At 68.0% G+C, this 25292-nt stretch carries 21 protein-coding genes; 3 read left to right on the top strand and 18 right to left on the bottom strand.

The features are described from left to right. Nucleotides 1-45 precede the first annotated feature (45 nt). The 6 genes from BS329_RS36660 to BS329_RS36635 form a co-directional block, all read right to left on the bottom strand. Nucleotides 46-2079: an FGLLP motif-containing membrane protein gene (locus BS329_RS36660; protein ID WP_076167552.1), complete on the bottom strand. Its 2034-nt coding sequence runs from the start codon at nt 2077-2079 to the stop codon at nt 46-48. 6 nt (nt 2080-2085) lie between these two features. Further along, entirely contained in the window at nt 2086-2616 is a 531-nt protein-coding gene (locus tag BS329_RS36655) for a hypothetical protein (protein ID WP_076167550.1), read from the bottom strand. A 103-nt stretch (nt 2617-2719) separates the two neighbouring features. After that, a complete protein-coding gene (locus BS329_RS45660; protein WP_158075864.1) occupies nt 2720-3013 on the bottom strand; it encodes a hypothetical protein in 294 nt (97 codons plus the stop codon). Then, the gene (locus tag BS329_RS43605) at nt 3010-3612 is read right to left on the bottom strand and encodes a LysR family transcriptional regulator (RefSeq protein ID WP_076167547.1); all 603 of its coding nucleotides are present in this window, start codon (nt 3610-3612) and stop codon (nt 3010-3012) included. The genes BS329_RS45660 and BS329_RS43605 overlap by 4 nt, the downstream gene beginning before the upstream one ends. A gap of 292 nt (nt 3613-3904) precedes the next feature. Continuing rightward, on the bottom strand, nt 3905-4501 hold the full coding sequence (locus BS329_RS36640) for a DinB family protein (RefSeq protein ID WP_076167618.1): 597 nt from the start codon (nt 4499-4501) through the stop codon (nt 3905-3907). Nucleotides 4502-4744: 243 nt separating this feature from the next. Next, entirely contained in the window at nt 4745-5758 is a 1014-nt protein-coding gene (locus tag BS329_RS36635; protein ID WP_076167545.1) for a DUF4073 domain-containing protein, read from the bottom strand. A 191-nt stretch (nt 5759-5949) separates the two neighbouring features. Between BS329_RS36635 and BS329_RS36630 the strand changes: the two genes are divergently transcribed. Next, complete coding sequence (locus BS329_RS36630; protein ID WP_076167544.1) at nt 5950-6771, top strand: MBL fold metallo-hydrolase; 822 nt, start codon at nt 5950-5952, stop codon at nt 6769-6771. Here BS329_RS36630 and BS329_RS36625 read toward each other — a convergent pair. From BS329_RS36625 to BS329_RS36590, 8 genes are all read right to left on the bottom strand, one after another. Next, nucleotides 6741-7247, bottom strand: coding sequence for an AAA family ATPase (locus tag BS329_RS36625; RefSeq protein ID WP_076167542.1), 507 nt, complete (start codon nt 7245-7247; stop codon nt 6741-6743). The genes BS329_RS36630 and BS329_RS36625 overlap by 31 nt on opposite strands. 1 nt (nt 7248) lies before the next feature. After that, nucleotides 7249-12114, bottom strand: coding sequence for a DUF6531 domain-containing protein (locus BS329_RS36620; RefSeq protein ID WP_076167541.1), 4866 nt, complete (start codon nt 12112-12114; stop codon nt 7249-7251). 38 nt (nt 12115-12152) lie between these two features. Further along, entirely contained in the window at nt 12153-13763 is a 1611-nt protein-coding gene (locus BS329_RS36615) for a carboxylesterase/lipase family protein (RefSeq protein ID WP_076167539.1), read from the bottom strand. Between the two features lie 153 nt (nt 13764-13916). Beyond that, nucleotides 13917-14690, bottom strand: coding sequence for a serine hydrolase (locus BS329_RS36610; RefSeq protein WP_076167617.1), 774 nt, complete (start codon nt 14688-14690; stop codon nt 13917-13919). Between the two features lie 107 nt (nt 14691-14797). Continuing rightward, nucleotides 14798-15364, bottom strand: a complete 567-nt coding sequence (locus tag BS329_RS36605) for a dihydrofolate reductase family protein (protein WP_076167537.1) — start codon at nt 15362-15364, stop codon at nt 14798-14800. 311 nt (nt 15365-15675) lie between these two features. Further along, nucleotides 15676-17856 carry a xanthine dehydrogenase family protein molybdopterin-binding subunit gene (locus BS329_RS36600; protein WP_076167536.1) on the bottom strand — a complete coding sequence of 727 codons (2181 nt, stop codon included), beginning with the start codon at nt 17854-17856 and terminating at the stop codon, nt 15676-15678. Then, nucleotides 17856-18815, bottom strand: a complete 960-nt coding sequence (locus BS329_RS36595) for an FAD binding domain-containing protein (protein WP_076167534.1) — start codon at nt 18813-18815, stop codon at nt 17856-17858. Before BS329_RS36595 ends, BS329_RS36600 begins: the two co-directional genes overlap by 1 nt. Continuing rightward, entirely contained in the window at nt 18802-19254 is a 453-nt protein-coding gene (locus tag BS329_RS36590) for a (2Fe-2S)-binding protein (protein WP_076167532.1), read from the bottom strand. Before BS329_RS36590 ends, BS329_RS36595 begins: the two co-directional genes overlap by 14 nt. 224 nt (nt 19255-19478) lie before the next feature. Between BS329_RS36590 and BS329_RS36585 the strand changes: the two genes are divergently transcribed. Beyond that, on the top strand, nt 19479-20054 hold the full coding sequence (locus BS329_RS36585; protein WP_076167531.1) for a TetR/AcrR family transcriptional regulator: 576 nt from the start codon (nt 19479-19481) through the stop codon (nt 20052-20054). A gap of 465 nt (nt 20055-20519) precedes the next feature. Here BS329_RS36585 and BS329_RS36580 read toward each other — a convergent pair whose 3' ends face one another. The 4 genes from BS329_RS36580 to BS329_RS36570 are packed head-to-tail and all read right to left on the bottom strand — an operon-like array spanning nt 20520 to nt 24060. Continuing rightward, nucleotides 20520-21089 carry a PadR family transcriptional regulator gene (locus BS329_RS36580; protein ID WP_076167529.1) on the bottom strand — a complete coding sequence of 190 codons (570 nt, stop codon included), beginning with the start codon at nt 21087-21089 and terminating at the stop codon, nt 20520-20522. A 40-nt stretch (nt 21090-21129) separates the two neighbouring features. Then, nucleotides 21130-22005 (bottom strand): alpha/beta fold hydrolase, encoded by an 876-nt coding sequence (locus BS329_RS42150; RefSeq protein ID WP_084750665.1) that lies wholly within the window; start codon nt 22003-22005, stop codon nt 21130-21132. Between the two features lie 24 nt (nt 22006-22029). Further along, on the bottom strand, nt 22030-23430 hold the full coding sequence (locus BS329_RS36575; protein WP_143253355.1) for an FAD-dependent oxidoreductase: 1401 nt from the start codon (nt 23428-23430) through the stop codon (nt 22030-22032). Between the two features lie 39 nt (nt 23431-23469). Further along, the gene (locus tag BS329_RS36570) at nt 23470-24060 is read right to left on the bottom strand and encodes an isochorismatase family protein (RefSeq protein ID WP_076167528.1); all 591 of its coding nucleotides are present in this window, start codon (nt 24058-24060) and stop codon (nt 23470-23472) included. Nucleotides 24061-24179: 119 nt separating this feature from the next. Between BS329_RS36570 and BS329_RS36565 the strand changes: the two genes are divergently transcribed. Continuing rightward, entirely contained in the window at nt 24180-25139 is a 960-nt protein-coding gene (locus BS329_RS36565) for a GlxA family transcriptional regulator (RefSeq protein WP_076167526.1), read from the top strand. Nucleotides 25140-25292: the final 153 nt, after the last annotated feature.

Raw genomic sequence — 25292 nt, 5'->3', positions numbered from 1 at the left:
GGATCGGCATGGGGTTCCCTTTCATGATTCGATGTCATCACTGTTTCAGGATGAATCGGACACCGCCTTGATCCGGCGCAGGAGGAAACTCGCCCCACCGGCCAGCACGAACAAGCACGACGCCACGAAGATCCTCTCGTCGGAGGGATCCTGATCGACGGCCGGGTGCACACTTCTGAGAACCACGTGGACGTAGAAGAAAACCGTGGGAGCGTACAGCGCCCACCACGCGACCTTGCTCCAGTCCTTCAACGCGTACCCGTCCAGCGGCTTGATCGGGAGCAGTCCGAAGACGACCACCTGGATGCCCGCGGCCAGGACGACGCAGATCGCGAAGGCACTCTCATAGGCCGGCGACTTCGGACCGGCGTCCCGCCCTGCGACCACGAGGGGAGCGAAAGCCACCCAGAGCCCGACGCAGGTCACGAGGACGGCGATCCCGCCACCCAAGGTCGCCCGTCCTTGCGCCTGTTTCGACGCCGCTCCGACCGCGATGAAGGTAACGACCAGTCCGTAGACGTAGGGCACGGGCGAGCCGAGGAAACGGGACAGGGTGGCCAGCGTTGCCGCGACGAGGAACCCCAGCCAGATCGCGCGCAGGTGCCCGCGTCCACGGCCGGCGTTGAGCAGGGTGTCCTTGGGCTTCTCGTAGGCGGAAACGACCAACACCAGGGAAACCGCCCCTACCGCCGCTTTCAGCAGGACGGCGCCCCAATCCCACGTGGCGGCCTTGATCTCCGCGTCCGCCCAGACCAGCAGCGTCCCGCCGAGCGCCGCGTAGCCGAGCGTCCGCACCCATCCGGGAGTGCGAGGTGTCGCCGTTTCCAGCCGTTCTCGGATGTTCGGGGTCCGAAGGAACTCGATGATCTTGTTGACCAGATCCGCCGGGAACGCCGCCTCCAGCAGCAAAACGAGGGCGATGATCGCCGCCGACGTCGCCAAGCTCTCCGCCAGTGACCGCAGATCGGTCCGGATTTCGCTCAGGATCGGGATGTCGAAGATCCCGGGCCCGCGCGGCTCCTGTGGCTCCTGCGGCTCCGGGGGCGGTTCCGGAGGACCAGGTGTCTCCGTGGCCTGCCCGCCGGTTGGCGGGGTGGTCGATTTCCACGTCAGCTCGAAGGTCGTCAGGCCAGGGCCTGTCGGCAGCATCATGGTGCCCGCGGGATAGGTGGTCCCGGCGCACCGGAACTCCACGGTGCGCTTGCCCGCGGCCAGCCCGTCCGGGATGAACGCGTGCAGATCGATGAACTCCCATGCCGCCGCTCCGCCGCGCCCCTGCCGCGCTTCGTCCAGCCAGGTGTCCAGTCGCCTGCCACCGATGAGGATGGGACCGGTCCGGCAGGCCGCCGGATAGCCGTGCAGATGCACGGTGACCTCCGGCTTGCCCGACGACTGATCGCCGGTCGGTGAAGGGGGATGCGTGTGCGTGGGCACGGTTTCCCGCGGCCGGACCACGATGGTCACGGTCGCGTCGGCCGCGGCGGCCTGCGGATCCACCGCCCGATAGCCGAAGGAGTCCGTTCCGGTGAAGTCGAGCGGCGGCGCGTAGTCGAACGAGCCGTCCGGCCTCAGGACAACCCGGCCCCCTCGCGCCGTGAATCCCCTGCCTGCCTGGACTTCCGCCGTCAGTCGCTCTCCCGCGGGGTGGGTGTCTCCTGCCAGCACGCCGGGCGCGGAGACAGTCAGCAGCACGCCCGACGTCGCCTGATAGCTGTCGTCACGCGGCAGCGGGCCGAGCCGCACCCCCACGGACACCACCGCGGTGTTGCTTCGAGCCCCCGCCGTGTCGACGATCCGGTAGCTCCACCGCGCGGTCAGCGAAGACCCCTTGCGCCAGCGGAAGCCGACCGGGCGCGTGGTCGGCTCCACCACGCCGTCCGTCGGACCGGACACCAGCTCGACAGTCCGGACCTGATCGCCCCGGAGGGTGTCGTTGGCCAGGACGTCGACCGTGAACCAGCCGCCGGCCGCCTGGTTGCCGGAGTATACGAACTGGTCGTCCACCGCCGCCGGTGGCGCCGCGGCCAGGCTCAGGAAGACACCGAGCCCGGTGACCAGCAGCACCAGAGCGCGTTTCATGGGGTGTCAGAAGGTCCAGATCCGGACGGTGATGTCCCACCGCCCGCTGTTGTCGACGGTCCTGTCGTCGTTCTGCGGCAGCCAAAGCCAGGTCTGCGGCCCGCGGTAGATCACGCACCCGCTGTCGCCCCCGATCGGGAACGCGGTCCCCGTCGAGTTGAAGAATCCGTAGAGACCGAACGACGGCGCCGAGATCCCGCCCCAGAACGTCCTCATGCGCTCGGTCGGATGGCCCGCCGGCGAGTAGGACGGGCCCCATGGCCACGAGTCGATCTTGATCGAACCGCCCGCCCGGATCCGCACGACATCTCCGTCTTGGAGCGGGACGCCGGGGCCGATGATCGTCGAGTCCCGGTAGCCGTAGCTCACCGGCTGACCGTTGATCATGGTCAGGTTCGTGTCCCGGAGGGTGCCGATCTGGTTGTTCTGGCACAGCCTCTGGGACAGCTCCGTACCCGCGTGCGCGGGCCCCTGCTGGACCAGGGCGAGCGTGGCCACCATCGCCGCGATCAGCGCGATGTGCCGGATTCCGGTCATGGTCGGTGAACTCCCGTCGTGACGTCGTTACTGACGTTCCGAGGATCGGGCCGCATACCGGCAGCCGTCGAAGTCGTGGTGCCTATGCGGCGATCGGCCAGGGCTATAACGGCAGTTCGGCCGCGACGCGGGCCGCCAGCTCACAGAACCGCCGCGGCAGCGCGCGCCGGTCGTCGCGCCGTCGGGCGATACCGGTGGACGAGCACGGGCCATCGCGCAACTCCAGGGCACGGAACCCGTGCACGGCAGCGGTCTTGACATACAGGTACGGAGCCGGGCAGACGACACCGTTCAGGACGACCGACAGTGCCAGCTCCGTCACGGTCGCGACCGGCTCTCCCACCGCCTCCGGGTACTCGCCGTTGCGCGATCCGGGCAGCAGCCACCACCGTTTCATCGACTCGGGCACCGCGTCCCCGACGTTCGGCATCGGTTCGTCGAGCACATCGGCGACGTCGACGGCGTCGAGTTCCCACAACCGGTGTCCCGCCGGAACCGCCAGGCCGCAGGGCTCCTCGACGATGGGCTCCCACAGCACCCGCTCGGTGTCCACCGGCACCGCAGCAACGCGACGTCGACCTCGTCATCGAGCAGTGGTCGTTCCGGATCGGGCAGACTGGTCTCCTGCCACGACAGCCGCACGTGTGGGTAGGCCGCCGAGAACGCGCTCGCGATCGGCACGTGCAGCGCGCGCGGAATCGGCGGGCTCCACCCGATCCGCAGCACACTCGGCTCAGCCCCGGCACGTCGCGTCGCGCGGGCGGCCTCGTCCACCATCCGCAGCACCGCCACGGCGTGCCCGTAGAAGACCTCCCCGGCCGCCGTCAGCCGGACCCCGTCCGGGGCACGCAGGAACAAGGGCACGCCGAGTTCCCGTTCCAGCGCGCGGATCTGCTGGCTCAAGGTCGGCTGTGACACGAACAGCATGGCCGCGGCCTTGGTGAACCCGCCCTGCTCGGCGACGGCCGCGAAGTACCGGAAATGACGCAGCTCCATGCTCCCCCTCCTGCGTTCGACACGCATCCCTGCGGGCGCGCGTCAACCCTTCCGCAAAGAGGTAGTGCAACGACACGGCCAGCAGGATGAAGCCCGGCAACAAAGCGGTGTCAACGCCACTCATTCGCCAGAAGTAAGCCAGACGGAGACGAATCTGCGCAGAACATTCCGCCACGGCATTCACCGACCGTCGGAGCTAGTGGAAAATGTGTCACACTCACTTGGTCAAGAGCGGTGATGGGTACTTATATGATCGTTTTCTCGCTTATCCGAAGAATCGCCGCGCTGCCGGCTAGTCGATTCGAAAAGGCTGTCGGTGACTGTCCGCGGCCCGCTGGACTCGTTCGATGTGACGATCCCACCAGGCGGCATCGCCGGTATCGTCGCGGTCAGCTCCTGCTCGTCCGTCGATCATTTCGCGGAGGATTTCGGCATGTCCCGCATGCTGCGCGGTTTCGGCGACGACGCGGATGAGCAAGGAGCCAAGGGTGGTGTTTCGCCGTTCCTCGGGCCACCAATCGACCTGCGCCGGGGCAGCCAACCCCAACCGATCGATCGACTGATCGGAGTGCTTCCACGAGGCTCGATACAGCTCGATCATCTCGTCCCGGGTTTGTTCAGCCGTGGCCCACATGTCAGCACTGTCCTCGATCGACCCGTCCTCGACCCACGGCAACCGCACAGCCGAGGGCCGGGCGACGCAGTCTCCCAGATAGCCGAACTCGATACCGGCGAGGTGCTTGACCAGCCCGAGCAGATTGGTGCCTGTGGGCGTCATCGGCCGGCGGAGGTCGTACTCGGTCAACCTGTCCAGAGAACCGAGAACACGCTCCCGAGATCGTTGGAGGTAATGCCGCAGGTCAGACGCCAAGGCACTGTGCAGATCCATGCGGCCGACGCCAGCCCAGACCACCGACACTATTGAGCGGGAAGGCAAAGGTGTCGCGTTCGGGCGCGACGCCAGCGTCCCTCACTGTGGGGAAGTAGGGACACTTGACATCCCTACTTCCCCACCCCCTCAATAAGCACACGCCAGGATTTCGCCGGTATCGACCGTGAATGGCGATATCTCCAGCTCGCCAGGAACCGGCTGTCTCGTCGAGAGGAAGCGAGACAGCCGTCACCGCAATGATCAGAGGCTGTCTCGCAGCGGCACCGTGATCTGCTTGAGCCAGGTGCCGGTGGTGAAGTCGCGGGCTTTGATCACCACGGCGCGGTGGGACACCTCGACCTGGAGGCCCTGGTTGAAGCTGCCACCAAGGGACACCTCGCCGCCCTTGCCGTCGTCCACCCAGCCGGTCTGCACGGCGCCGGTGTTGACCACGGTGAAGCCTTCGAGGTTGCCGCTGCCCGGAACGACCCGGCGGGTCACCCAGTCCGACAGGGTGAGGTCCCAGTGGGTGTGCCCGGAGAACAGGAACACGTCCCGGTACTTGCCGAGCACCGAGAGCAGCCTGTCGGCCTGGAGGTAGTCGTTGAGGTACAGCTTGTTGCGGGTGCCGGACACGGTGTTCGGCAGCGGGTGATGGGTCAGCACCATCACCGGCTTGCGCCACCGGTCCCAGTACGCCAGCCGCTGTTCCAGCCAAGTGAACTGCCGGTCGCTGATCCACACCTCGTCCCACAGTTTGGGGTCGTGGTACTTGGCGTAGCGCTCGGTGCCAAGGCACAGCACCGGCACCCCGTCGAACGAGGTCTCCGAGTAGACCGTGTTGCGCCTGGCGAACTTGTAGAAGCTCCGGAACAGCGATTCCTCGGTGGTGCCGTTGGGCCAGGTCTCCTGGGCGAGCGTGTCCGGGTCCCGCCACTTCGGCACATAGAACTCGTGGTTGCCGATGGCCCAGGCGACTTTCCTCGGGTGCGGGTGCTTGTCCAGCGTCGACCGCACCTGGGCGTATTCGAAGTCGTAGCCACGCGGGGTGATGTCCCCCGCCACGCCAAGCCCGGCGCTACGCGGGTTGGTGACGTTGATGTCGTCCAGGGCCTTGCCGAAATCGGCCAGGTCGCCCTGGATGTCGCTGATGATGTTGAACCGGACGGCCAGGCCGAACGGGTCCCGGCCGGGAGTGGCCTCCGCCGGGACGCCGAGTGCGGTGGTCGCGGCCACCGCACCACCCGTGGCCAGCATGAACGACCTGCGATCCATCAGACACCCACATTTCAGCTACATCGATACCAACAGGGCAAAGGTAGGATGTCTGAGGTGATCATCGGTGACGTCGCGCCAGCCGGGGTGTGTACGCGAAGGTAATTTCCGGCTTCGGCCAAAGTGCTTGCAATCTGCCACCACTCGGTACTACCGTCCCGGCGAGCGGTTGCACAGCGGAAGGGGTCACCGTGTTGAGACAGGTCGCGGAAGGTGTGCTGGTCCACCAGAGTGAGTTGCTCCGGAACAACACGGTTGTCGTGCAGGGCCGGGACGGCGTGTTGCTCGTCGACGCCGGGATACAGGACTCCGAGATGGCCTGCCTCGCGAACGACCTTCGCGAGTCGGGCCAGGCCGTCGTGGTGGGCTTCTCGACGCATCCTGATTGGGATCACGTGCTCTGGCACGCCGAACTCGGCGAAGTGCCCCGCTACGGTACGGCCCGCTGTGCCGCCTTCATGCGTGATCTGCTGTCGAACGCGGACTGGGAAGCCCGCGTCACCGAGGGGCTGCCGCCGGAAATCGCCGACGACATGTCCTTGGATCTCTTCGGCGTCATCACCGCTCTGCCCGCCGAATCCGCGCGGATCCCCTGGGATGGCCCTGAAGTCCGGATCATCGAGCATCCAGCCCATGCGCCTGGCCATGCGGCACTGGTGATCGAGGAACGCGGAGTTCTCGTCGCGGGCGACATGCTGTCCGATGTCTTCATCCCGATGCTCGACAACTTCAACGACACCAATGACCCGATCGAGGAGTACCTCGCCGGACTGCGGCTGCTCGAGGCCGTGGCGGACGACGTCGATGTCGTCATCCCCGGCCACGGATCCGTCGGCGGAGCCGGGCAACTACGCGCTCGGATCGAACAGGATCGCGCGTATGTCCACGCCTTGCGTGACGGCCGAACACCCGACGACCCACGCATCGGACCGGCGGCGAAGCCCGGCTGGGAGTGGGTGAACGACATTCACGAAGGGCAGGCTCAGAGCCTCGCCCGACGAAGCGAGCACTGACGGACGATCTCGTCGACGACACGCTCGATCGGCGCAGTCGCGTCGATTATGACCCCATTCTTCGGAACATCTTCTTGCGTTCGATGCAATCGAACGATGAGTTCCCGCTCCTCCGGCCTTCCGCCCCACTCGTCTTCCGGCCTGGCGTCGAGGCGCCGCCGCAGCGTGTCGAGATCGACCTGGAGGACGAAAACGCCGTCAAAGAGGTCGATGAACTGCGCGAAGTTCCTGGAACCACCGCAGAAGAAGGTCACCTCTTCATCCTGGGCGGCGGCCGAGGCTCTCACTTCGTCCACCCGCCAGATGTGGTTCTCGTGGGTGAAACCACTCGTAGGGCGACCGGTTTCCGGATCGCCCTGGTAAGCCAGGACACGGTCGCCATGAATGGCGTGGTAGCCGCGCCGCAGCAGCTCGTCGCAGACCGACGTCTTGCCGGTGCCGGAAACGCCTTCGATCAGATAATTTCGAATTCCCATGTCAGAGATACTGACTGAGGTCGTGGCCCTTGGGGTTCTTGACCCATTCGGTGCCGTCGGGTTTGGTGAACTTGCCGCTGATGGTGTCGAACTTGGTGCCCAGCGGGGGCAGGTCCGGCAAGGGGACGTCCATCTTGCTGCCCATCAGCCGCTGCGCGATATCGGGGGTGATCCCGGTGTACTGGGTGTTGATTTCGACGTGGTCGCGGATGCCGCGTTCGAAGTCGTTCTCCGATTTGGGGAACTTCACTTCGTCACTGGGCTTGACCCGGAAGTCGATGCCGATGTCGGAGGCATCCCGGTTCGCGAGGGTGTTCTTCAGATCGACGTAGGTTTGCAGGCTCGATTCGAGTTTCTTGTAGTTCATGTTCGCGGTATGGGTCAGCGGGATCATGTTGTCGGCGGTGCCCGGCCCGCCCATGTCGCCGTTCTCGAGGTGCCCGCGGATCCACTTCTCGTCGGCGCTCAGGAACTGGCTCTCGCCCGGCTTGGGATTCTTCTTCGGAGTGTTCTCCAGGGTCTCCACCAGCTTTTCGCTCAGCTTGTTCTCGCCGTAGACGTCCCCGTTCTTGTCCACCTTGTTGCTGATGACCGCGTTCTTGTTCAGCGCGTCGACGTCGGTGACCTGCTTGGTGTCCGGTGTGTTGACGAAATCCTTCCCACGGGTGGAGTTCTTGTCGTAGGTGGCCCGGACCTCTTCGGTGGTGCCCGCCTGGTTCTTGGACCGGCCGCCGCGGTTGGCGTTGTCGTTCTCGGTACGCGGACGTTTCGAGCTGCCGCCGGTGTTACCCGCGTTGTGCCCGGTTCCGGAGGTGTCCGGGCCGTCGACGAACTTGCGTTTCTTGGGGCACCACACCAGGCCCAGCGGATCCGAGCCGGCGGTCGGATCATGGGGGTAACCGGCTGGATCGGGTCCGGCCGGGAGCCCGAGCGGATCCTGACTGAGGTAGCGCGCGGTGGCGGGGTCGAAATAGCGGTGCAGGTTGTAGTGCAGCCCGCTTTCCGTGTCCAGGTACTGGCCGGGGAACCGCAGCGGCGTGCCCGGAGCGACGCCCAACGGTCTCCCCCACAGCGTCCAGCGGCCGGACCAGCTCAGGGTGCCCGCCGGGTCCAGCAGGTCGGTCGGCGTACCGATGGAGTCGGTCACGAACGCCCGGAATCGCGGCTGTCCGACGCCGTGTTCGGTCTGGGTGACCGGTTCCTCGGTGTCGGGCCGCCGTTCCCAGGTGGTGACGACGACGCCTGCCGGGCCGGTGTGCGTCTGCTCGATCAGGGAGTTGCCGTCCCAGACGAAGCGCACTTGTTCGAGGACCCGGCCGTCGGGGCCGAGCAGTTCCTTCGCCGTGCGCCTGCCGAGTGGATCGTAGCGATATCGCCAGCGGCGGCCGTCCGGCGTGGTGAGACCGGTCAGCCGGTTGCGCGCGTCCCAGTCGTAGCGCCAGCTCCGGTCGCCTTCGTGCCGGGCGGTACGCCGGCCGCTCGCGTCGTGCTCGTAGCGGACGGCTCCCGCGCTGGTGACCGTGTTGCGCTCGTACACGCGCGGCCCGGTTTCGGGGTACACGGTGTTCGTGGTGGCCCAGTTCACGACCTTGCCCGCCCTGTCGTAGGCGATGTCCTCACGTACACCGTCGACGAGGTGGGTGGTGATCCGTCCGGCCGCGTCGCGTCCGAACGACTCGCCCCCGGCCGCGTCCCGGATCGCGGTCAGCTCACCGTCGGCGGACCGGGCGAACTCCCGGTGCCGCAGCACGGTTCCGGTCGCGTCGGTGATGGTCTGGCCGACGATCCGGTCGTCGGCGTCGAACTGCTGCCGAAGCAGCGCACCTCGGTCGACGCGCCGGTCGATCGGGCGGCCCTCGGCGTCATAGGCGTACTCGACCGTGTGATCCGCGGTCGACAACGCGCTCGGCCGTTCCGCCTTGTCGAAGGACCACACGCTGGTCGTGCCGGAGGGAGTGCGCCTGCTGATGGTGTTGGCCGCCGGGTCGTACTCGAAGAGCACTTCCTGTCCATCGGTGACGGTGCGCACCATCCGGCCGTTCCCGTCCCGTTCGAACTCCACAATGGACTCGCCGTCGTCGGCGCGGACCAGTTCGCCGACCGCGTCGTAGACGTAGGTGGTCTCCGTGTCTTCGGTGCGGATCCGGACCAGGTTGCCGATCAGGTCGTAGCCGTAGTCCGTGGCCCGGCCGGCGGGGTCGACGGACCGGATCAGCTGACCGGCCGCGTCGTAGGCGTAGGTGTGCGCACGACCGTCGAAGTCGGTCTGCCGGACGAGACGGCCCGCAGGATCGTATTCGTAGGTCCAGGTCAGCCCGTTGGGGTTGGTCACCACGGACGGCCGCAGCTCGGTGTCGTAGGTGTACTGGGTCCGCCCGCCCGCCGGATCGATCTCCGCGGTCAGCATGTCGAACGGGCCGTATTCGCGCCGGGTCGCGCGACCCGCCGGGTCGACGTGCTCGACCTCGTTGCCCTCACTGTCGTAGCGCCAGCTCTGCCGTTCGCTCAGCGAGCCGACCCGCCAGGCGCGCAGCCCCTCCACGGTCCAGCCGATCCGGGCCCGTCCCCTGCCGTGCGGGACCGAGCGCGGCCGTCCGAACAGGTCGTGGTCCTCGGACCCGGTGTCGTCGGGATCCGGGCCGGTGTCGAGGTTGATCGAGGCGGACACGCCGACCGGGTCCTGCCGCGGATCCGGCCCCTGACCGTCCGGGTAGGCCCGGTAGCGGGTGTGGTCGCCCTCGTCCGCCAGCACTCCGTCGACCGCGCCGTCCTCGGACCGGTTCACCAGCACCACGCTGCCGTCGGGCCGGGTGACCTTCGAAATCTCGCCGTCGGCGTTGTAGGTGAAGCTCGTGGTCCGGCCGAGCGGGTCGGTCTTCGACCGCATCCGGTCCCGGTCGTCCCACGTGAAAACGGTGGTCGCGCCGAGTGGATTCGTCTCGCGCACCACGTGATGCGCGGTGTCGAGCTCGAACACCGTGACGTTCCCGAGGGAATCGGTATAGCGGGTCCGCTTCGGCTCGTAGTCGAAGGTGCAGTCGAGGAATCCGCGATCGCCGACGGTGCGCACGCAGCGCCCGGCGGCGTCGTAGACGTAGCGGTACCAAATCCCGTTGCGATCCTGCCAACCCGCGAGGCGGCCCTCCGGATCGTAGTCGAACCGCAGAGCGCGGCCGGAGGAGTTGGTCACCTCGGTGAGGTTTCCCGCGTCGTCGTAGCCGTACCGCATGACGACGACGTTCTGGCCTTGCGGTGGATCGGTCATCCGCAGCGCACGCACCCGGCCGCGCGCACGGTCGATCTCCAGCACCCGACCGTCGGAGTGCCGCCAGCGCACTCCCGAGCCCTCCACGTCGTGGTCGACCTCGATCCGCGGTCCGTTCTCGCCCAGCTCGAACGCGGTCAGCGGCAGCACCCTGGCCGGGGCACCCGCGATCGGCGCGAAGCACAGCGTGATCCCGGAATCCCAGGTCAGCAGCCGGTAGACGCCCGTCTCGTCCACCATCAGCGCTCGCGACGGCCCGGCGAGAGAGTCCATCGGCCGTCCCGGTTCCGGCAGCGGGAAGGTCAGAACCGTGCCGTCGTCGGAGAAGAAGCGGGCGTGCTCGGCGGTGAACTCGAGCCGCAGGTCGGTGGTCGACGACCAGGATCGGCCGAAACCGGTGCCCTCCCGGTAGCTCGACATATGCGTGCGGCGGATCCGGATGGGCAGCGGCCCGGCCAATGACAGGTCGTCCTGCACCATCACGACCTCACCGGTGGCGATGTCGATCGGGTCGCCACAGAGGTTCAGCTCGTCGGGCGCCGAGTGCTTGGGCGGAGGCTCGGTGCGGACCGGGGGCGGGCTTCCCTTCGCTCCGCCGCCGGGACCACCTTTGGTACCCGAAGGAGTGACGTGATCGCCGGACGGGCTGGTGTTGCCGTTCTTGTCCCCGCCACCGGAGCCGCCTCTGTCGCCACCGGGGTTGCCCTTGTCCCCGGACGGGCCGGAATGGTCGCCGGAGGGATTGGTGTGATCACCCGACGGACTGGTGCCGTCGTCCTTGGGGTTGGGTTTCGGACCGGGCGATTCGGTCTTGATGTCCTTGGGCTTGCCGGAGGGCTTGACCGTTCCGCCCTTCAGGTTCTTCAACGCCTTCCCGGCGTCGTCGAACAGATCCCCGGCCTTCTTCAACAACGGCATCAGGCCCTTGAGCGCCTTCACCAGCTTCGTCGTCAGCCCGGCGATCTTCGACGCCGTCTTCGCCACCGCGGCCACCACCTGCGGCACGACCCACGCCAGCCCGATCCCGAGCGTGAACACCACCTGCAACGCCCACGAAATCAGGTGTCCGATGAGTTCGGCGATGATGTCGCGGACCAGTGTCCGGACCGCGGCGACGACCTCTCCCGCCGTCTTCACCCCACTCGCGGCGCCTTCGGTCCCCTTCTGCGCGCTCTCGATCAGCGTCGACGTGTTCTTCGCCTGATTCCGGTACGCGTCGGCCGCTTCCCCCGTCCAGCTGCCGAGGTCCTTCTGGACCAGGTCCACCAGCTCGACCGCGACGTCCCCGATCTCCTTGGCGACGTTCGTCCACGTCTCCGCCTGCGCCGCGATCTCGTCCGCGTTGCCGGTGAGCGCGTTGAGAGCCTCCTTCAGCGGGCCGACGTGCTCGATCAACCAGCCGACCCCGGCGGCGAAAACCGCCCCGAACGGGTCCATCACCGCGGTCAGCGCGTCCAGCGCGGTCCCCACCGCACCCAACGCGACCGACGCCCAGTCGCCGCTCTCGATCGCCGACTTCAGGTCGAGGGCACCCTCCAACAACGGCACGCCCGACACCGCCGTCGTCGAATCCTTCACCGGCGCGACCAACGGATTGCTCATGACCTCAGATTCAAGCACGTCCTCGTTCGGACGATTACCTAGCGTGCCAGAGAATGCCAGAGTTCAGCACAATGGTGCTGGCGAGAGATCTCGGTGGTGAGCTGGCTGTCTCCCGCGGCGTTGAGCGACATGACTACGGGATTGCCTTCGGTGTAGGGATCCCAGCGGGGTGTGCCGTCCACGGTGGGGTCACCGGTGCGGGCGAACCCTGTCCACTGCGCGACGAGCTGGTCGGACAGCACTTGCAGATTGGGGTTGAGCTTGACGCCGCCCGGGAGCAGCAGTAGCCATTCGGCGATGTGGTAGGCGCCGTTCGGTTTGGTGGGGTCGAGGAAGAACTGCGGCGGCACGTCCGTGGCATCCAGCTGGTAGGCGTAGACCGGGATGTGCCGCGCCAGCCGTTCGTTGTTGAGCATGGAGGGGCAGACCGAGTTGGAGTCGGCCACGATGGTCCGGAAGGCCAGGAACGGGGCGGGTGCCGGGAACCGCTTCAGTGGATACGTCCGGCGGACCGCGGGAGCGTGCTCGCCGTACTGCTCGCGCACCAGCCGGTCGTAGTCGGCGGGGGTCGACGCGGAAGGCAGCTGGGTCTCGTCGCGCGCCACGCCGTGGATCAGCGCCACGTCGTTGACGTGCCCGGTGGCGAACGCCTCTCTCGGGGACATCGGCAGTGTCGTGCCGTTCACGATCGGCGCGATCGTCCCGTTGTCGGGATTCCTCCCGTGATCCGCTTGCTTGAGCAGGGCTGCGGCCGGTAGCCCGCGAAGGCATGCGCCCGCGTCGGGCGCGGTGCCGCAGCCGAGAGCGGCGGCGAACCGCGCCCCGGCACGCTGGGCCTGTTGCTCCGTGGGCAGCTTCGCGTTGCAGTCCTGCGCCTGCCATACGGTGTTCACGCCGAGGAGCGAGTTGTACTCCCCGCTTTCGCTGATACCGCGCTGGAACAGCCCTGCCGAAGCAGGCGAGGCGGTGTGGGCGCAGACGCTGGAGCCGCCCGCGGAAGCGCCGTAGATCGTGACGTTGTGCGGGTCACCGCCGAACCGGGCGATGTTGCGCTGCACCCAGCGCAGGGCGGCCTGCTGGTCCTGGAGCCCGTAGTTGCCGGCGTGCGCGCCGAACGCCTCGTGCGCGAGGAAACCGAAGATCCCGAGCCGGTAGTTGACCTCCACGCTGATGACGTTGCCCGCTGTCACCAGACGACTCGCGTCCTGCGGCTTCCACAGCAGGAAACCGCCTCCGTGGAGCTGCACCATCACCGCCAGCGGCCCGGGTCCCACCTTGGCGGGCACGCGGACGGTGAGGTTGAGGCAGTCCTCGTTCTCCGAGCCCGGCCCGGCACCGGCCGGTTGCGGGCACTGCTCGCCCTCGGTCGTCGCGGCGAACGGCTCGGTCCACGGGACGGGCCTCCGTGGCGGCTTCCAGCGCAGGTTCCCGGCTGGTGACGCGGCATAGCGGATCCCTTGCCACGACGTGACCTCTGGTCCCGCGACACCGCACACCGGCCCGTCGTCGGTCGCCACCGTGGTGCCCGGCGAGCAGGCCGGCGCGGGTTGCTGTCTCGTCTTCAGATCACTGGCCATGGACGCCGAAGTGGTCGGTGACAACGCCATCAGCACGACGGCCGCCACGGCGAGCTTCCGATCGAGTCTCATCCGTCCTCCACGCACCGAACAAAGGTCTGCCGAAATGGACGTGATGACCTCCAGTCTGGCCACCGCTCCGCAAGGCACAACCTCCGTTCGGTGGCGCCGGAATTGTCAAATTCCGGGCCACCATGGTCTTTCGCGGAGATCAGGATTCAGCGATCAATCCCCGAAGTACCCCTTGAACAGGATTCCGCTGATCTTGGTCGTGGTCTCCTGGCCGGTTTCGAAACCGTTCTGGATGACCTTCGTGTTGTTCATCATGGCGAGGGTGTACCGCTCGTGCGGCCCGACGAAACCGGCCGAGTTCACGATCCAGGAACCGTCGTCGTTGTCATCGGACCAGCCGTTCTTGTTCCCCGGCCGCGCGGCGGAGCCGGCACCCCAGACTCCCCACCGCTGGTTGACGGCGACGGTCCGCAACTCGTGGACGATGTAGTCGCGGTGCTGCCGCGGCAACCTCGTCAGCACGTAGTCGACCAGCCGGTCCAGGTCGTTCGCGGTGGTCAGGATCCAGCCCCAGTGGTGCGGGTGCTGATCGGTGAACCGCATGTCGGTCATCCCGTAGGACGGGAACCGCTTGGCGAACTCGGCCTCCCCGCCGTACCGGGTCCACAACGTGTGGGCGGCGGCGTTGTCGCTGGTGTCGAGCATCCGGTGGATCAGGTCCCGGTCCTCGGCGGTCAACTGGACGGCCCCGGAGTCGTCGCGCAGCAACAGGTCGACGGCCATCGCCAGCTTCGGGGTGGAACAGGCCCAGATCAGGGCCCCGGCGGCCGCACTCCGGTGGACGGCACCGGTCCAGCGGTCCCGGAGGACGATCCCGGTCTCGCCGGGCCTGCTGTCGGCATAGGCCTGAGCGCGCGAAACACGCGCTTGGAGTTCCCTGTCGAAGCCGGGTTTCGCTCCGGCGGGAGCCGCGGCGGTCAACACCATGGCCAGCACCACGGTCAGGATGGCGGAACATCTCTCTTCATGCGCTCCCCGGTCTTTCCTGTTCGCGGCGTCCAGGCGTCCCTGAGGTTGCCACAATTCGACCGGCGCTACTTCCTGATCTCGTAGCGCAGCAGTGTCAGGCCGTTCTCGAACAAGGTGGCCTCGACCGGCTTCAGCTCCTGCCGATCCTCGAAAACGCGCGTTCCCTTGCCGCGTGTCACCGGGCAGACCAGCAGCCGGATTTCGTCGACATGGCCGGTGTTCAGCAGCGATCGCATGAGTTTCAAGCTTCCCCACAGCCAGATGTCCTTACCGTCCCGCTCCTTGAGCTCCTGGACGGTGGCGGCCGGATCGCGTGTCACGGTCGCGGCGGGAAAGTCGCCCCAAGGGGCGTCGTCCAGCTTCGACGAGGCGACGAACTTGGTGAGGTTGTTGAGCTTCTCGCCGTATTCGCCCTGCTTTTCGGCGTGCGGCCAGTAGTCCTTGGTCTGGGCGTAGGTGTTCGCGCCGAGGATCAGCGTGTCGACCGAGTCGATGAGCCCCATCACGCTCGCCTTGAACGCCGGGTCGGACTTCTCGGAAAAGGGCTCCACCGACACGAAGCCGAGCCCGCCGTCCTCCTCCGCGGCGATGTTGTCGGCGGTGACCCACTGCTGGACTACGAGTTTTCGCATGGCTGCCCTTCCGGTCTGCGCGCGGCCACGTCGGCCGCATCCGCCCCGGGGACGGAGCCGCCACGCCGGTCTCGACATCCTTCGCCGGTTTTTGTCAGCAGATCTTGCGGACGTAACCGGAGGTGCCCTCCGAGAGGACGTCGCGGTCACGCATCGGGGACAGTCGCCCCGGGTCGGTCCCGTGGCCTGAAGGCCAGGTTTGAGACGATCACGTCTCAAACCTGGCCTTCAGGACAGCTCAGCGGCGGTAGCGGGTCATGAGTGGCAAGTCGGGCTATCTGGCCGGAGCCACGACGTCGCCACCCTTCTCCTCAAGAACCCCCGTCGAGGAGGTCCTCGATGAGGATGGGGATGTGCCGCACCCGGATGCCGGTCGCGTTGTGGACGGCGTTCGCGACGGCCGCCGCCATCCCGACGGTGCCGATCTCGCCCAGTCCTTTCGCGCCGACCGAGTTGTGCAGGGTGTCCGGGTATTCGACGAAGTGGACGTCGACCTCGGGGATGTCCGCGTTCACCGGGATCAGATAGCTCGCGAAGTCGCCGTTGGCGAATCGTCCGCTGTCCTCGATCTCCAGCCCCTCGTGCAGCGCGGCCGAAACACCCCAGATCATGCCACCGGCGATCTGGCTTCGAGCCGCCGTCGGGTTGATGATCCGGCCGGTGTCGAATACGCCGAGCATGCGGGACACCCGGATCTCGCGCGTCCACTTGTGCACGCGAACTTCGCAGAATTGGGCGCCGAACGAGCTGAACGAGTGCTTCGTCAGCTCTTCGCCGGGTGCCGACGAGCCGGTCACGGAGATCGACGGGCGCTTCAGTTCCCGCAGCACCTCGCCGAAGGTCATCGTCCGGTCCCCGGCCAGTACCCGGCCGTCCGCGTAGGAGACATCCATGCCGTCGAACGGCGCGCCCGGGGCCGACGCCGCGGCGAGCAGGTCGTCGATCGCCGTGGCGGCGGCGATCATGATGGCCGTCCCCACGCTCGCGGTGGCGGTCGAGCCGCCGGACAGGCCGCCGGGTGGCAGGGCCGAGTCACCGAGCCGGGGCACGATCCGGTCCGGCGAGATGTCCAGTGACTCCCCGCCGATCAGGGAGATCACGGTCAGCAGACCGGTTCCCGGGTCCGCCCCGCTGGTCGCGACGACGGCCGTGTCGTCGGGCAGGAGGGTGATCTCGACGGTGGCCGGGAACCGCAGGGCGGGGAACATGGCGGTGGCGGTGCCGACACCCACGAGCCAGTCGCCATCGGTCCGCCCCTGGGGCGAGCGGTCCGACCAACCGAACCTGGCCGCGCCGACGCGGAAGCATTCGTCGAGGTGTTTGCTCGACCACTGCAAATCCTTGCCAGGCGGCGCGGTCGAGTTGTTCCGCTGACGCAGCTCGATCGGGTCCATGCCCAGTGCGACGGCGAGTTCGTCGATCGCGCTCTCCAGCGCGAACGATCCGGGCGCCTCGCCCGGCGCCCGCATGAAGGTGGTCGGCGGGATGTTCAGCGGCACCATTTTCTGGCTGATGGCCAGGTTGCGGGTGGCGTACCACTCGCGCGAGGTGCCGTGCGACGTCGGTTCGACGAACGAGCGGTCCATCGCCGTGCTGCACCACGAATCGTGCCGCAGCGCGTTCAGCGTGCCATCGTGCTCCGCGCCGAGGGCGATCTTCTGCACGGTCGCGGCGCGGCCCGCGGTCGCGGTGAAGACCTGCTCACGGCTGAGCGCGGCCTTCACGGGCCGGTCGAGGAGCCTGGCCGCCGCCGCGGCGAGGAACGCCGGCACGGAGGTGCGGCCCTTGCCCCCGAACGCCCCGCCCACGAACGGGTTCACCGCGTGCACCTCGGACGGTTTCGTCTCCAGCGCGCCCGCCAGCTCCACCGCCTGCAAGTCGGATCCCTGGTTGCCGCTGTGGATGGTCAAGCCGTCGGGTCCCCACACCGCGACCGCGGAATGCGGTTCCAGCGCGGCGTGATTCTGGGTCGCGGTGGTGTACGTGGCTTCGACGACCACCGGACTCGCGGCCAGTGCGTCCTCAATGGACTCGACGTCGGGAGCGAGGACCTCGAAGGACGATGGTTCACCACCCCGGGCAGCCGGCGCGTCTTCGGCCGAAGCGAGCCCGTCCTGTAGCGAAGTCAGCGCGGGCCGCTGCCGATAGGAGACCTCGACGAGCATCGCGGCGTCGCGCGCCTGCTCGTAGGTCTCGGCCACGACGAAGCCGATCGGCTGGCCGTAGTAGGCGACTTCCTTGTCCTGCAAGGGAACCCAGGTCTCGCCGAAGAACGGGGTGACCGGGGTGCGCAGTTCCAGCGGGTCGAACGGGGTGTAAACGCTGATCACGCCCGGAGCGCCCTTCGCCTCCGTGACGTCCATCGACTCGATCTCCGCGTGGGCGATCGTGCTGGTCACGACGTAGCCGTGTACCAGGCCCGGGAAGGTGTGGTCCGCTCCGTACCCGGCCCGGCCCGTGACCTTCAGCGGTCCATCCACCCGGCTGGTCATCAACGGCTCCCCTCGGTCAGTTCGAGCAGTGCCCGGACGATGGTCCGCGGCAGCAACGACAGCTTGAATTCGTTTCCGGACAAGGGCCGGGCGCCCTCGACGGCCAGCGCCGCGGCCGCTTCGAAGGTGGCGACGGTCGCGGGTGCGCCGCGCAAGGCCGCTTCGACCTCCGGCAGCCGCCACGGCACGGTCCCCACGCCACCGGCCGCGACCCGGGCGTCGACGATCCGTGAGTCCTGGATGTCCAGCGCGACCGCGGCCGAACACAGCGCGAACTCGTAGGACTGCCGGTCACGCACCTTGACGTAGGTGGAGTTCGACGCCCAATCCAGCCTGGGGACCACGACCTCGGCGATCAGTTCGCCGGGACGCAGATCGTTCTCCAGCTCAGGGGTTTCACCGGGCAGGCGGTAGAAAGAGCCCAGTTCGACGGTGCGGGTCCCGCCCTCCCCGACCAGCCGGAGCCGCGCGTCGAGAGCGACCAAGGCGACGGCGACGTCGCTGGCGTGTGTCGCCGCGCAAGAATCGCTTGTGCCCAGCACGGCGTGCATCCGGTTGGCGCCGGAGATCGCCGGGCAGCCACTGCCGGGCACCCGCCGGTTGCACGGCGTCGCGACGTCCCGGAAGTACGAGCAGCGCGTGCGCTGCATCAGGTTTCCGCCGATGCTGGCCATGTTCCGGATCTGCTGCGAGGCGCTCAGCAGCAGGGCACGGGAAATCGCCGGGTACACGCCGGGGTGAGCGGCGATGTCACCCATCCGCTCCAGCGCGCCGATCCGCAGTCCGTCGTCGGTGTCGATGCCACGCAGCGGCACCGCGTTGATGTCCAGCACGCGCTGCGGTGTCAGGACATTGAGTTTCATCAGGTCGACAAGCGTGGTCCCGCCCGCCAGGAACGTGCCGGGCGCGGCGACGGCGGCTTCGACGGTCTCGGGTGCGATCAGCTCAAACGGACGCATCGGCCCGCCTCGCCTGTTCGACCGCCGCGACGATGTTCGGGTACGCCGCGCATCGGCAGAGGTTGCCGGACATGAACTCGCGGACGTCCTGGACGTCCTGCTCGACGGCGGCGACCGCCGACATGATCTGCCCGGACGTGCAGAATCCGCACTGCAGGGCGTCCTGGTCGAGGAACGCCTGCTGTACCGGATGCAGACCGTCCTCTGTGGACAGTGCTTCGACCGTGGTCACCGGCTGCTTCACGGTGGCGGCCAAGGTGAGACAGGAGAGCACCGGCCGTCCGTCGACGTGCACCGTGCAGGCGCCGCACTGTCCCCGATCGCAACCCTTCTTCGGGCCCGTGACGCCGAGTCGCTCCCGCAGCGCGTCCAGCAGGGTCACCCCGGGTTCGACACTCAGGTTTTCCGTACTGCCATTGACTTCGAGTGAGATATCCACTGGATCACTTTCCGCAGATCGTCCGGGCCGAGACCCGACGGCGTAGGTTGGGGTGGTGGGAGACTGTTCGCGAAGTGAACCGGATATTCATCCGCTTCACTTTTCACGCTAGCGGATTACAATCCGCTTGGCAATGTCGTGATCACCCCTGGAGTCGCTCCAGGTTCCGCGGATTCCTCGGCTACATTCACGACGGACGGGATCAGCGGGGGGCGGGAGGGACGATGACGACGGGATCGGTGAACCCCCGGCGCGCGGACACCCGGCGCAACCACGAGCGCATCCTCGCCACCGCGGCGAAATCACTGTCCGGATCAGGTGAAGTCTCGTTCAACGCCATCGCGAAACAGGCCGAGGTCGGCGTCGGCACGGTGTACCGGCACTTCCCGACTCCGGAAGCCCTCATTCTGGCGGTCTATCAGCGCGAGGTGCGCCAGCTCGTCGACGTCGTACCGAGTCTGCTCGAGAAGAACACCCCGGAACAGGCCTTCCGGACGTGGACGACCGACCACCTGGCGCACTACATGATGACCAAGCGAGGCCTCGCCGACGCCCTGCGCACCGCGACGGCCTCCCGTGGCGCACTGCCGGCGAGCGCCTACAAGGCCATGGTCGGCGCGGTTTCCACGCTGCTGAAGGCCAACGTCGACGCCGGCACCGTCCGGCCGGACCTGGCACCCGAGACCGTCCTGCGCGGCCTCGGCGGCCTGCTGTACCTCGACCCGAACGGCGAGTGGCGGCGCGACGTCGCGAGTCTCGTCGATCTGCTCTGGTGCGGAATGGGCACTTGCCGCGACTGACCGCTTGACGATCGTCATCCCCGGACCGGGTGGCTTCCGGATGCGCGCTCCGGATCCGTCGGCGACGCCGTGATCCGCGGTTGTCCGGCGGGAGACGGGGCGGTGGCCATGGCCGCCTTCGGGGAATGCGACGTGATCGTGGCACGGTCACGCACGGATCCCTTCCCCGTGCAGGACTCCCGGCGCGACGGCGTACCCGGGCACACGCCGGAGACGGCCCCCGTCGACCGGGCACCTGGCCCTAATCGTAAGGCCCTCCGAACAGGGCGAGCCCGACGGACCGGCCGCGGAAGATCGCGGAACGGCTGGTCGCCGCCTACGAACGGCCCGCGACCAACGACGGGCGACCGCCGCCCTGGATCCTCGACGGCCTCGCCCACGCGCACCGCACCGCCGCGGAACTCCGCGCCCGTCCCCCGGCCCCGCCTGCCGGATGACCTCGTCCAGGCGGCACGCGGGACCTGGTCATGTCCGCGGAGGTCGTCCGTCGGCGCGTTGCAGCCGCTCGATGGTTTCGTCGATCCAGTCGACCCAGGTCTGCGCCATCATCTCGCCGGCGCGGCGGACCGAGTCCCAGACCAGGGGATCGAGTCCGCCGCCGTCGGCGAGGTCGGCGGCCGCGGTGATCTGCCGGGGAAGCTCGTCGGTGAGCCGGTCGCGCTCCTTGACGTGGAGATCGCGCATCACCCGGAGCTGGGTCACCGTGTCCTCTGTCGAGCGGGACCCGGAGAAGAAGAACCGGACCAGGAACGGCACCCGGATCGGGTCCCGTTCGGTGACGAGTTCGCCGAGCCAGGTGTCGAAGGCCTGTCGTCCGGCGTCGGTGGCCGAATACACCCGGCGGTCTGGCCTGCTCTGCTGTGGCTCCACTTCGGACACCACCAGGCCGCCGTCCTCGAGCTGGCCCAGTGTCCGGTAGATCTGGCTGAGCTGGGCGGGCCACACGAAATGGATGCTGGCGCGGATCGCGGTAGCCAGGTCGTAGCCCGTCATCGGTTGCCGCAGAAGGAAACCCAGCAGGGCGAATCTGAGCATGGGGCTCCTTCCGGCGGCGACCGGAAGAGTATCAACCGGATCAGGCTCGGTCCGCGTGCCGCGCGAACCACGCTTCGAGCAACTCGGTGACCTGCCGGGGTTCTTCACGGTGCGGCCAATGCCGCGTTTCAAGCCAGTGCAGCTCGGACTCCTCACACCGGGCGGCGCTGGGTTCGGCGAGATGCTTGCCGAGCGCGCCGTCACGGCGTCCCCAGATGACCTGGGTCGGAACGCGCACCGACAGGTCGGGCCTGGGACCCGTGGCGCGACGGGACGACAGCATCGACCGGAACATCGCGCGGTACCAGAACAAGGGCCGCTGGATCGCGCCCGGATGACGCCAGACGGCGCGATGCCGGCCCACGTCGGAGTCGGTCAGACCGGCTCCGTGCTTGAGCATCGCGGCGACGACCGCACCACCGCGGGCGCCGAGGATTGTCTCGGCGAGACCGGGGATCTGGAACGCCACCATGTACCAGCTCCGCATGAGCTGGGAGGGCCGTCGGCTCAGCGCTTCGGCGAACACCTCCGGATGCGGACAGTTGACGATGGTCAAGGACCGGACCAGGTCCGGCCGTTCGATCGCCACCATCCAGGCGACCGCCCCGCCCCAGTCGTGCCCGACCAGATGGACCGGCGCCACCTCCTCGCGTTCGATGAGCAGCACGATGTCCTTGACCAGTTCGGGCATCCGGTAGTCGGCGACCATGGCGGGTTTGGAGGACAGCCCGTAGCCGCGCTGATCCGGCGCGAGTACCCGATACCCCCGATCGGCGAGTGCGGTCATCTGCGGCTCGAAGGTGAACCAGAGATCGGGCCAGCCGTGCAGGAACAGTGCGGCTGGCCCGGCTTCGGGACCATCGGCCTCGACGTGGAGCAAGACGTCGTCGACGTCGACGAACCGCGGCTGGAACATGAGGGCTCCTCGTTCGGGGAAGGTTCAGGCGACTCCGAGCACGGCGGCGACGGTCGCGGAGAGGGGGCCGGGATCACGGTCCCGCAAGGGACGCAGCACCCGCCGCGCGATCCGTGGCGCGCCGAGCGACGACAACGGGCGGTGGAGATTGAGCACCTCGTTGAACGCCGCCGCCACTTCGGGGTCCAGCGCCGCCGCTCGTTCGAGCCGATCACGGTAGCCCGCACCGAACCGGGCTGTCCAGGGCGACCGGATTCCTTCGGTACGGCAGCCGTAGCGGAGGTCTTCCCCGACGGCAAGGCGCCAGGCCTCGGCAGAGGTGGCGGCCACGGCCCGCGCGGCACGGCGCTCGAACCCCGGTCGTGACGCGCCGCCTTCGGCGGTGAGTACCCGGCCGAGGGCGGTCGCGGAGAGGGCCGCGACACTCATTCCCTGACCGTAGATCGGGTTCGCCGCGCTGGCGGCGTCGCCGAGCGCGACGACGCCGACCGGCATCTCGCGCATCCGGCCGTAGTGGTGCCGGGTGTTGTCGCGGACGCGGAAGGTACGGATCGGGCCGACCGGCGTCGACCGGCGGAGCGCCTCGGCCACCACCGGGGCGGCCAGCCGATCGGCGAAGTCGCGCAGTTCCGCTGTTTCGGTGGGCACCGGCGCACTCCGGCCGATCGAGCCGAACGAGATGTGCAGCTTGCCATGTTCGACACGAAGCACGACACCGCCGACCGACGAGCCTGCGTCCGCCTGGCCTCCGAGGATGACCAGCCACTCGGGATCGAAGGACGGATCGGGTTCGGTGATCACGCTGGCGTACCGCACGTCGGAATGGACGATCGAGACCGGCGGCGGCCGGTAGCCGATCTGTTCGAGCCACTCCGGCAGCCGCGAGCCGCGGCCGGACGTGTCGACCACGAGATCGGCGTCGAGGTCGCCGTCGGCCGTCCGGATGCCGGTGACCCGGCGGCGGGTCCGGTCGGTCAGCAGTCCGACGGCCGGTATCCGGTCACGGACCACGACGTTCGGCAAGGCGCGCACGCGAGTCCGGATCGCGTGTTCGAGTAGGATCCGGCTTGCCCCGAAGCCGCCACTCCACCACGCGGGGATCCGGATGGTGGAGCGGCCGCGGACCAGGAAGATCGACCGGTCCCCCATCGTGGGATCGTCGGAGCCCGGGGTGAGCGCGCCTGCCGCGGCCAATTCGGCGGACAGACCGGGGAACAGGCCGACCAGCACCCGGCGACCGGATCCCAGCAGTCCGTGCGCGTGGTGCGACTGGGGAACGAATCGCCGGTGCACCGGCCCGTCCGCAAGCTCGTCACGCTCGACCACGACCACCTCGTCGTAGTGCTCGGACAGGACCCGAGCGGCCACGAGACCGGCCATCCCCGCCCCGAGTACCACTGCTCGATCCTGTCCGGCGTATGACATCATTCATATATAACTTGTTGAGTATGCGCCGTCAATCGCCTAGCCGAGTTCCGCCGTGGACGCGGCGACGACGGCGTAGAGATCGCCGATCGTGGCGAGGGCGGCGCGATGCTGTTCCGCGGCGGCGACGGGGCCGACGACGGACGGAAGAGCGCGCGTGGCGCAGGCGGCGGCCACGACGGTCGGGGTGTTCCCGCGCAGGAAAGCGCCCTCCGCCGTGAACGTGACACACATGTGCGTCATGAATCCGGCCACGACGACGTTCTGGTGCCCGGCGGCGTCGACCAGTTCTCCCAGCCGGGTGCCGACGAACGAATTCGGCGCGGTCTTCACCACGATCTCCTCACCGGGCGCCGGGGCGACGCGTTCGTGGATCTGGCCGATCTCCTGCTGAAGGTCGTACGGGCTGCCCTCGCCGCCGTCGTGCATGACGTGGACGATCGCCGAGCCCTCGGCCCGTGCGCGCGCCAGCAACGTGGCGGCCTCGTCGAGCGCCGCCGCCCAGCCGTCGAGTTCCATCACGCCGCGGGTGTAGGTGTTCTGGTAGTCGACGAGGATCACCGTGGCGTCCGAAAGTGTCGCGGGGGTCGTCGGGAGCGCGCTGATCTCGCGGAGAGTGGTGCTGGTCATCGTGTTTCCTTCGCTTTCCGTGGGTACGGCTACCATGCTGGCTGACCCGATCCGACTTCGAGATACCGAATCGGGTCAGCCGTGGTCGGGATCGGCCGACATCCGCGAAGAAGGAATCGATGAACGCTCCGAGAGTGGCCGTCCTCGCGTTCGAGGGGATCAGTCCCTTCCATCTCGCCGTCCCGTCGTTGGTGTGGGGACCGGAATCACCGTCCGGCGACATGGAGCCGTGGCCGCTCACCGTCGCCGCCGCGGAACCGGGCCGCCTGACCACCAGCGCCGGCTACACGATCGACGTGCCCGCGGGGCTTGGCGCGCTCGCCGAAGCCGAGATCGTCGTCGTACCGTGGTGGTCCGACCCCGAGAGCGCGACGCCCCCGCCCGTCTCGGCCGCACTGCGTGCCGCACACGAACGTGGTGCGCTCGTCGTCGGGCTCTGCCTGGGCGTCTTCGCTCTCGCCGACGCGGGCATTCTCGACGGGCGTGCCGCGACCACGCACTGGAAGTGGGTCGAAACGTTCCGGTGGCGCTTCCCCAAGGTGATACTGCGACCGGAGGAACTGTATGTCGACGAGGGCGACGTCGTGACCGGTGCGGGCGCCACCGCGGGCATCGACACCTGCCTTCACCTGCTCGCCCGCACGGCAGGCCAGGTCGTCGCCAACCGCGTCGCCCGCCGGATCGTCGCCGCGCCACACCGCCCCGGCGGCCAGGCCCAGTTCGTCGAATTCCCGGTGCCCGCCCCGGACGAGGACCCTCTCACCGAGGTGATGGCCTGGGCCCAGTCCCATTTGGACAGACCACAGAACATCGACCGGCTCGCCGCACAGGCGCACATGAGCCGGAGCACCTTCACCCGCGCCTTCCGCGCCCGCACCGGGACCACCGTCCACAACTGGCTTGTCACCCAACGCCTCGCACGGGCCCGGCACCTGCTCGAAACGACCACGCTCACCGTCGACACCATCGCGGCACAAACCGGCTTCGGCACGCCAGCCCGCCTCCGAGAGCACTTCGCGACCGCGCTGGGGACCACACCTACGCGCTACCGGGTCGAGTTCTCCGGCCCGGTAGCGTGATCGCCGTCCAGTCACAAGCGATCGCCGTCTGATCACGCGACTGCTTAGCGGTCATGTCGCGAAAGCCACTTTCGAGACATCAGACGTCGCGAAAGTCAATTTTCACCTTAGAGCGTGTCTTACGTGGTGATCGGTTGTTGGTGAGCGATGATC

The organism is Amycolatopsis coloradensis (assembly GCF_001953865.1).
Lineage (GTDB): Bacteria > Actinomycetota > Actinomycetes > Mycobacteriales > Pseudonocardiaceae > Amycolatopsis > Amycolatopsis coloradensis.
Note: the sequence above shows the minus strand (reverse complement) of the source record. Positions and strands in the feature narration are given on the sequence as shown.

Bases quoted from the DNA above. Each gene is read 5' to 3' on its own strand.
- BS329_RS36660 (WP_076167552.1), bottom strand. From the start codon at position 2,079: ATGAAACGCGCTCTGGTGCTGCTGGTCACCGGGCTCGGTGTCTTCCTG.
- BS329_RS36655 (WP_076167550.1), bottom strand. From the start codon at position 2,616: ATGACCGGAATCCGGCACATCGCGCTGATCGCGGCGATGGTGGCCACG.
- BS329_RS45660 (WP_158075864.1), bottom strand. From the start codon at position 3,013: ATGAAACGGTGGTGGCTGCTGCCCGGATCGCGCAACGGCGAGTACCCG.
- BS329_RS43605 (WP_076167547.1), bottom strand. From the start codon at position 3,612: ATGGAGCTGCGTCATTTCCGGTACTTCGCGGCCGTCGCCGAGCAGGGC.
- BS329_RS36640 (WP_076167618.1), bottom strand. From the start codon at position 4,501: ATGGATCTGCACAGTGCCTTGGCGTCTGACCTGCGGCATTACCTCCAA.
- BS329_RS36635 (WP_076167545.1), bottom strand. From the start codon at position 5,758: ATGGATCGCAGGTCGTTCATGCTGGCCACGGGTGGTGCGGTGGCCGCG.
- BS329_RS36625 (WP_076167542.1), bottom strand. From the start codon at position 7,247: ATGGGAATTCGAAATTATCTGATCGAAGGCGTTTCCGGCACCGGCAAG.
- BS329_RS36620 (WP_076167541.1), bottom strand. From the start codon at position 12,114: ATGAGCAATCCGTTGGTCGCGCCGGTGAAGGATTCGACGACGGCGGTG.
- BS329_RS36615 (WP_076167539.1), bottom strand. From the start codon at position 13,763: ATGAGACTCGATCGGAAGCTCGCCGTGGCGGCCGTCGTGCTGATGGCG.
- BS329_RS36610 (WP_076167617.1), bottom strand. From the start codon at position 14,690: ATGGTGTTGACCGCCGCGGCTCCCGCCGGAGCGAAACCCGGCTTCGAC.
- BS329_RS36605 (WP_076167537.1), bottom strand. From the start codon at position 15,364: ATGCGAAAACTCGTAGTCCAGCAGTGGGTCACCGCCGACAACATCGCC.
- BS329_RS36600 (WP_076167536.1), bottom strand. From the start codon at position 17,856: ATGACCAGCCGGGTGGATGGACCGCTGAAGGTCACGGGCCGGGCCGGG.
- BS329_RS36595 (WP_076167534.1), bottom strand. From the start codon at position 18,815: ATGCGTCCGTTTGAGCTGATCGCACCCGAGACCGTCGAAGCCGCCGTC.
- BS329_RS36585 (WP_076167531.1), top strand. From the start codon at position 19,479: ATGACGACGGGATCGGTGAACCCCCGGCGCGCGGACACCCGGCGCAAC.
- BS329_RS36580 (WP_076167529.1), bottom strand. From the start codon at position 21,089: ATGCTCAGATTCGCCCTGCTGGGTTTCCTTCTGCGGCAACCGATGACG.
- BS329_RS42150 (WP_084750665.1), bottom strand. From the start codon at position 22,005: ATGTTCCAGCCGCGGTTCGTCGACGTCGACGACGTCTTGCTCCACGTC.
- BS329_RS36575 (WP_143253355.1), bottom strand. From the start codon at position 23,430: ATGTCATACGCCGGACAGGATCGAGCAGTGGTACTCGGGGCGGGGATG.
- BS329_RS36570 (WP_076167528.1), bottom strand. From the start codon at position 24,060: ATGACCAGCACCACTCTCCGCGAGATCAGCGCGCTCCCGACGACCCCC.
- BS329_RS36565 (WP_076167526.1), top strand. From the start codon at position 24,180: ATGAACGCTCCGAGAGTGGCCGTCCTCGCGTTCGAGGGGATCAGTCCC.